The organism is Streptomyces africanus (assembly GCF_002150735.1).
GTDB lineage: Bacteria > Actinomycetota > Actinomycetes > Streptomycetales > Streptomycetaceae > Streptomyces > Streptomyces africanus.
The window spans coordinates 1-6,785 of record NZ_MUKA01000243.1 but is presented as its reverse complement, the minus strand read 5'-3'; the positions used below and the strand labels follow the sequence as shown (position 1 = coordinate 6,785).

Sequence of the window (6,785 nt, the reverse complement as noted above, 5' to 3'; positions counted from 1 at the left end):
GGGGGCGTGTGGCTGCTTCGGTGGGGGTGCGTGTCGCGCCTGCGCGGTGGTGGTGGGTCGGGGCCGCGTCGGGGGGTGTCCGTCCTCGGAACGGCGCGATGGGGCCGGATACCGACTGACTGTCCGTTGACGCGCCAACCTCTGCGGGCGGACACCCCCCGACACGTCCCCTTCTCGCCGTCGGCGAGTGCGGCCGAGTGGGGCAACCCGCTAGCGGGCGTCCACGTGCTGGAAGTCGACTGCCGTGATCCGGGCGGTCTTGGGCGTCAGTTCGGCCAGGCCCTGGCCCTCGAACGTGTCCGTGATGAGGGCGCCCCTCGTGGCGCCGAGAGCGGACTGTTCGTCGTTGGGGACGAGACGTTCTCGACCGGCTTCGTGGACGTCAGGGCCTTGCCCTCCTTCTTGCCGCCGGCCTCGAGGAAGTCCTCGTAGGCGGCGCCGATCTCGGAGGGGGCGAGCTTGCCGACCTTGGTGTCGGGGTCGACGGCTTCGGCGAGACCGTGACGGTCGACGGCGAGCTTCGGGGGCTCTTCGCCGTCGGCCCAGATGACGTACTCGCGGTCCTGGTAGGAGAAGGGCTTGGTGTAGGCCTTCTGCTCGACCGTCCCCAGGAGCTTCTCGTCCCGCGCCGCGTTGGCCCTGTTGTTGACCTCCTGGTAGCGGTCGGTGATCTCCTTGAGGGCCACGGAGGGCGACGAGTTCAAGGAGGACAGTAGTCATCCTGCATGGACATGACCTGGCCGGGGCCGGCTCCTAGGCCAGCAGCCCGGACGACTTCCACAGCCGTCGCCCGACTCCGCGCAGCACCCCGATGTCGTCGAGGAAGTCCGTCAACCGCTTGGACCCGGTCTGCATGACCTCGCGGCGATGTCCGCTCGCCCGTACCTGCGCGAGGGCCTCCCGCTTGTCCAGGCCGACGTTCGTGTAGACCTCGGGGTTCACGAACGCCACCGAGAACACCCGGGCGAACTCCCCGGAGGTGACGCGGGTGAACTCCTGGGACCACTTGGGGGCCGTCACCATCTGGCGGCGCAGTTCCTCGCGGGCGTAGCGGACGTGGCGGGCCTCCTCCACCACGTGGATGCGGGTGACGCCGCGGATGAGGGGCTGGACCCGCCCGTCGGGGAACGTCAGGCGCTGCATCCAGTCGAGGACCTCCTCACCGAGGAGCGTCGCCGTGAAGGAACCCGGGGTGGTGGAGATGGTTTTGAAGAGACGGCCGAGGTGCTGGTGGGCACGGCTGACCGGGTACCAGGGCGTGCCGCCGTGGGATATCAGCCGGGCGAACATCTTGGAGTGCCGGCACTCGTCCTCGATCTCGGTGAGGGCGTAGCGGACGTGCGCGCTGGTCGCGGCCTTGTCGTAGATGTGGCGGACCAGGAGCTGCATGAGGATGATCTCGAACCAGATCCCGAGGGAGGCGAGGGCCGCGGCCTCGTGCTGTGAGAGGAGGATGCGCTGCTCCTCGCTCATCCGCTTCCAGAGCGGGGTGTCGTAGAGCGACACCAGCTCCGGCGGCCAGAACCACTTGCCCTCCTCGAAGGGCGCGTTCCAGTCCAGCTCTTTGTCCGGGTCGAAGGAGTGCTTGGCGGAGGAGTCGAGCAGCCGCTGGGCCACCTGCTCCCGGTCCTTGAGCAGGCCCAGGGCATCGCGCAGGCCGTCGAGCGCGTCGGCTTCCGTCAGGGTCGTCATGGCTGCCCACCTCGTTGTGCACACGTCACTGTCCCCCTTATGAGACTGCCTGTCAGCAAGACCGTCAATCCCCTGGGCGCCACTTGTTGACTAGCGAGACGTGAGGACCGCCTTCATCACCGCCCGGGCGATCGGCGCCGCGTCGCCGCCGCCGCTGATGTCCCCCCGGTCCGCCTCCGCGTCCTCCACGACCACCGCGACCGCCACCCGCGGCGCCGGATCACGGTCGCCCTGCGCCCAGGAGACGAACCAGGCGTACGGCGTGCCGGAGTTGCCGAGGCCGTGCTGGGCGGTGCCGGTCTTGCCGCCCACCTTGGCCCCGCGGATCGCGGCCCGGTACCCGGTGCCGTCCTCGACCACCTCCCGCATCAGCGCGCGCAGCCGGACCGCGGTCGAGGGGTACATCGCCTGGCGGACCGCGCGCGGACCCGCTGCCGCCAGGGTGCTGCCGCCCGGTCGGGTCGTGCGCTCCACCAGGTACGGCTCCCGTACCTGGCCCCCGTTGGCGACGGCCGCCGCGACCATCGCCATCTGGAGCGGTGTGGCACGGGTGTTGTACTGGCCGATCGACGACAGGGCGAGCTGGGCCCTGTCGAGCGAGGTGCCGAAGGTGGACCGGGCCACCGGGAAGGGAACCCGCAGGGCCGGGTTGTCGAAGCCGAAGGCGTGGGCCGTGGCCGTCATGTCCGGCACGCCCACCTCCACGCCGAGCTTGGCGAACACCGTGTTGCAGGAGAGGATGAAGGCCTCCCGCAGGGAGGCGTCCCGGCAGCCCCGGGACGCGTTCGTCAGGCGGGCCCGGGTCCCGGGCAGGGTGTACGGGTCGGGGGAGTCCGTCGGCTCGTCGAGGTCCCTGACCACACCCGAGTCCAGCGCCGCGGCCGCGGTGACGACCTTGAACGTCGAGCCCGGCGGATACGTCTGCCGTACCGCCCGGTTGAGCATCGGGCGGTCCCGGTCGGCGTTCAGCCGCCGCCACGCCCGGGCCGCCGCCGCTCCGTTGCCGGACAGCGGCCGGGGGTCGTAGGAGGGGGCGGACACCAGGGCCAGGATCCGGCCGGTCGACGGCTCCAGCGCCGCCACCGCGCCCTTGCGCCCGGCGAGCCCCTGGTACGCGGCCCGCTGTGCGGCCGGGTCGAGGGTCGTCACGACGTCGCCGCCGCGGCTGCGTGCGCGCGTGAAGTCGTTCCACAGCGGGAACGGCGCGAGCATCGGGTCCGTGCCGGACAGGATGCCGTCCTCGGCCTTCTCCAGGAGCGTCGTCCCGTACAGCTGGGAGGCGAAACCCGTGACCGGCGCGTACAACGGGCCGTCGGTGTAGGTCCGTTCGTAGCGCAGGTGCTCGCGGGTGTCCTTCGAGCCGGTGACGGGCCGGCCGCCGACCAGGATGTCGCCGCGCGGCTGCCCGTAACGGAAGATCTCCGGGCGGCGGTTGGCGGGGTTCCCGTCGTACGCCGGGGCCTGGACGACCTGGACGCGGGCGGCGTTGAGCAACAGTGCCACCAGCAGCAGGGCGCAGAAGACGCCGGCGTGCCGGATGTGCCGCGTCACCGGGGGCCCGGCCCGTCGTACTGGCGGCGTGCCGAGTCGCTGACCCGCACCAGCAGCGCCACGATCGCCCAGTTGGTCACCACTGACGAGCCGCCCTGCGCCAGGAACGGCATCGCCATGCCGGTCAGCGGGATCAGGCCGGTCACCCCGCCCGCGATCACGAACACCTGGAGCGCCACCAGCGAGGCGAGGCCGACGGCGAGCAGCCGCCCGAAGGGCTCGCGCAGGGCGAGGCCGGTCCGGTAGCCGCGCTCCACCAGCAGGCCGTAGAGGAGGAAGATCGCGGACAGGCCTGCCAGGCCGAGTTCCTCGCCCGCCGTGGCCAGGATGAAGTCCGACTTCACGGCGAAGCCGATGAGGATCGAGTGACCGAGGCCGAGGCCGGTGCCGAGCACGCCGCCCTCCGCGAAGGCGAACAGGGACTGGGCGATCTGGTTCGGGCCCTCGCCCGCCTCGATGGACGCGAACGGGTGCAGCCACGTCGCGATCCTGCTGTGCACGTGCGGCTCCAGCCGGCCGACGGCGACCGCCCCCAGCGCGGCCAGCAGCAGACCGACGGCGATCCAGCCGGTGCGGCCGGTGGCGACGTAGAGCAGGACGACGAAGAGGCCGAAGAAGAGCAGCGAGGTCCCCAGGTCCCGCTCCAGGACCAGGACGCCGACGCTCACCAGCCAGACGGTGACGATCGGGCCGAGGACCCGGCCGGTGGGCAGCTGAAGCTTCCAGATGCGGCGGCCGGTGTAGGCGAGGGCGTTGCGGTTGGCGGCCAGGTACGCGGCGAAGAACACCGCCAGCAGCACCTTCGTGAACTCGCCCGGCTGGATGGAGAAACCGGCGATCCGGATCCAGATGCGGGCGCCGTTCACCGCCGGGAACAGGATCGGCAGGGTGAGCAGCACGAGCGCGGCGACGACACAGACGTACGTGTAGCGCTGGAGCACCCGGTGGTCCCGCAGCAGCAGGACGACCAGCATGAACAGCGCCACGCCCAGCGTCGACCAGATCAGCTGGGCCGGTGCCGCCCGGTCGCCCGGGGTCTCCAGGTCGAGCCGGTAGATGAGCACCAGGCCGAGTCCGTTGAGCAGCACGCCGATGGGCAGCAGGAGCGGGTCGGCGTGCGGGGCCCGCAGACGCACGGCCAGATGCGCCAGCAGCGCGAGCACGCCCAGCCCGGCGCCGTAGCCGGCGGCGCCGGGCGGGAGGGTGTTGTGCTGGGCGAGGCCCACGGCGCAGTAGCCGTACACGGACAGCAGTACGGCCAGGATGATGAGGGCGAGTTCGATGCCACGGCGCCGGGGGAGGGGGCGGACGGCGGGCGCGGGCGGGTCCGCCGTCACCGCGATGATTCCGGCCTTGCTCATGTCCGGAATCTAACCAAATGGGGCGTGTGGCGGGCTTCGGGTCGCACGATGGTCAGCACCGGCGTGGCTTGCGGTCGATGGGGTCGATGAAGCGGGCCGAGCCCCACGCCCACGTGCCGTCCGTGAGCAGGTACCAGGTGCGATTGCCCTGCACGCTCTCTCCTTCCCACTTGCAGAAGATGGAGACGACGTCGCCCCGGTGGGCGAACCGGATGATCTGTGAGCCGCGGTTGGGCGCGCTGCGCAGCGCCAGGGTGCTCGCCGTGACGACGCCCCTGGTGGTGCGTGGGTCGTGGCGGTGATCGCCGTTGCCGCCGCCGTTCGGGTCGTGGTTGCCGTTGCCGCCGCCGTTCGGGTCGTGGTTGCCGTTGCCGCCGCCGTTCGGGTCGTGATCGCCGTTGCCGCCGCCGTTCGGGTCGTGGTTGCCGTTGCCGCCGCCGTTCCAGTCGTCGTTCCCGGCGGTGGAGGTGCCGGAGGATGGGTCGCCTCCCGTGCCCCAGTCGTCGTCCGCGACGGCGGGGGTGACGGCAGCCGTGGCCGCGAGGATGCCGGCGGCGGCTGCTATGGAGAGGCGGCTGGTGAGTGAGGAGCGCAGGGGCATGGGGGTTACCTCCATGTGGAGCAGAGGGTGTCAAAGCTGACTAACCGCCACATTAGGAGCGCCCTATGGCCCCCGCCCGTCACGCTGGGCCATAGGGGGAGCGCACTGAAGGGGTGCGGTGAACTGCTCTCACCGCTCCTCCTGCGCCGCCAGTGTCAGCGTCGCCACCGCCCCGCCGTCCGGCGCGTTCGCGAACTCCAGCCGCGCACCGAGCACCTCGGCCTGCCCCAGCGCGATGGTCAGACCGAGCCCATGGCCTCTCGCCCCGCCCTCCGTACGGAACCGCTGCGGCCCGTGCACCACCAGGTACTCCGGAAAACCGTCCCCGTGGTCCCGGACGGTGACCACCGGGCCGTCCACGGTCAGCACCACCGGCCCCCGCCCGTGCTTGTGCGCGTTCGCCACGAGATTCCCCAGCACCCGCTCCAGCCGCCGCCGGTCCGTCTCCACGGCCACGTCCCGTACGACCCTGACCTCCGTGCCGCTCCCCGCGCCCCGCACCGCCCGCTCGGCCAGCGGCCCCAACTGCTCGGTGTCCAGCTCCAGCCGCTCCCGGCCGGTGTCCAGCCGGGAGATCTCCAGCAGGTCCTCGGTGAGGGTGCGCAGGGCCGCCACCCGGTCCCGCACCAGCTCGGTCGGACGGCCGGGCGGCAGCAGTTCGGCCGCCGCATGCAGCCCGGTCAGCGGGGTGCGCAGCTCATGCGCGACATCCGCGGTGAACCGCTGCTCGGCGAGCAGCTTGCCCTGCAACGACGACGCCATGGAGTCCAGCGCTGCGGCGACCGCGGCCACCTCGTCCTGCGGGCGCGCCGGGGCCTTCGTCCGCGGGTCTGTACGGGGGTCGTCCACCCGCGCGTCCAGATCGCCCGCGCTGATCCGCCGGGCCACCAGCGCCGTGGTGTGCAACCGCCGCGTCACCCGCGTCACCGCCAACGCGCCGACCAGCAGCGTCGCCCCGATCGCCAGCCCCGACGACCACAGGATCGCCCGGTCCAGGCCCGCGATGGTCCGGGCCTGCTGCGAGTAGTCGACCGCCACGGCCAGGGCCCGGTGGCCGTCGGCGGGCCCGGCCGCCCACATCGTGGGGCGCCCCGCGAAGTCGGCGACCATCGTGCCGCGGTCCCCGCCGACCGCCAGCTTCCGCAGCGTCGGGGGCAGGCCCGGGGGGTCCACGCCGGCACCGCGCTTGAGCGAGTCCCCGGCCTCGTAGCGCTCCGTCGCCTGTGTCAGCCGCTGCAACGCCTGGTCGCGAGCCTGGCCGACGGTCTGGTCCGTCACCTGCACGTGCACCAGGACGCCGAGCAGGGCGGCCAGCGCGCAGCACATGACGGTGATGAAGGCGGCGGCCTTCGCGGCGAGCGTCCCGGACCACTGGGGGAGCGTCGGTCTCATCCGGTGCTCGCCGAGGGGGAGGGGTGCGGGGAGGGCTTGTGGGCGTGCTTCCGCGGGCCGGTGCGCAGCATCTCGTCCTGGGTGAGGAGCATGGCCCGCTGGTCCCGGTCCCAGGTCCACTGGAGGCGGTACTCGTAGCCCGCGACCTCCGACGGTGAGCGGATGACGAGGGAACGCCCGGCCAGTTC

General features: G+C 72.2%; 6 protein-coding genes and 1 pseudogene. All 7 read right to left on the bottom strand.

The window, feature by feature from the left end; genetic code table 11:
- Window positions 1-266: 266 nt before the first annotated feature.
- A complete protein-coding gene (locus tag CCL05_RS28310) occupies window positions 267-704 on the bottom strand; it encodes a DUF8094 domain-containing protein (RefSeq protein WP_143589958.1) in 438 nt (145 codons plus the stop codon).
- A gap of 49 nt (window positions 705-753) precedes the next feature.
- Window positions 754-1,692 (bottom strand): AurF N-oxygenase family protein, encoded by a 939-nt coding sequence (locus tag CCL05_RS28305; protein WP_086563408.1) that lies wholly within the window; start codon window positions 1,690-1,692, stop codon window positions 754-756.
- A 90-nt stretch (window positions 1,693-1,782) separates the two neighbouring features.
- Window positions 1,783-3,243 carry a penicillin-binding transpeptidase domain-containing protein gene (locus CCL05_RS28300; RefSeq protein ID WP_086563407.1) on the bottom strand — a complete coding sequence of 487 codons (1,461 nt, stop codon included), beginning with the start codon at window positions 3,241-3,243 and terminating at the stop codon, window positions 1,783-1,785.
- Window positions 3,240-4,604 carry an FtsW/RodA/SpoVE family cell cycle protein gene (locus CCL05_RS28295; RefSeq protein WP_086563405.1) on the bottom strand — a complete coding sequence of 455 codons (1,365 nt, stop codon included), beginning with the start codon at window positions 4,602-4,604 and terminating at the stop codon, window positions 3,240-3,242. The genes CCL05_RS28300 and CCL05_RS28295 overlap by 4 nt, the downstream gene beginning before the upstream one ends.
- A 52-nt stretch (window positions 4,605-4,656) precedes the next feature.
- The gene (locus CCL05_RS28290) at window positions 4,657-5,205 is read right to left on the bottom strand and encodes an SH3 domain-containing protein (RefSeq protein WP_086563403.1); all 549 of its coding nucleotides are present in this window, start codon (window positions 5,203-5,205) and stop codon (window positions 4,657-4,659) included.
- 129 nt (window positions 5,206-5,334) lie between these two features.
- A complete protein-coding gene (locus CCL05_RS28285; protein WP_086563401.1) occupies window positions 5,335-6,597 on the bottom strand; it encodes an ATP-binding protein in 1,263 nt (420 codons plus the stop codon).
- Window positions 6,594-6,785: pseudogene (locus CCL05_RS47315) on the bottom strand (hypothetical protein); the annotation flags it as partial. The gene CCL05_RS28285 and the pseudogene CCL05_RS47315, both read right to left, overlap by 4 nt.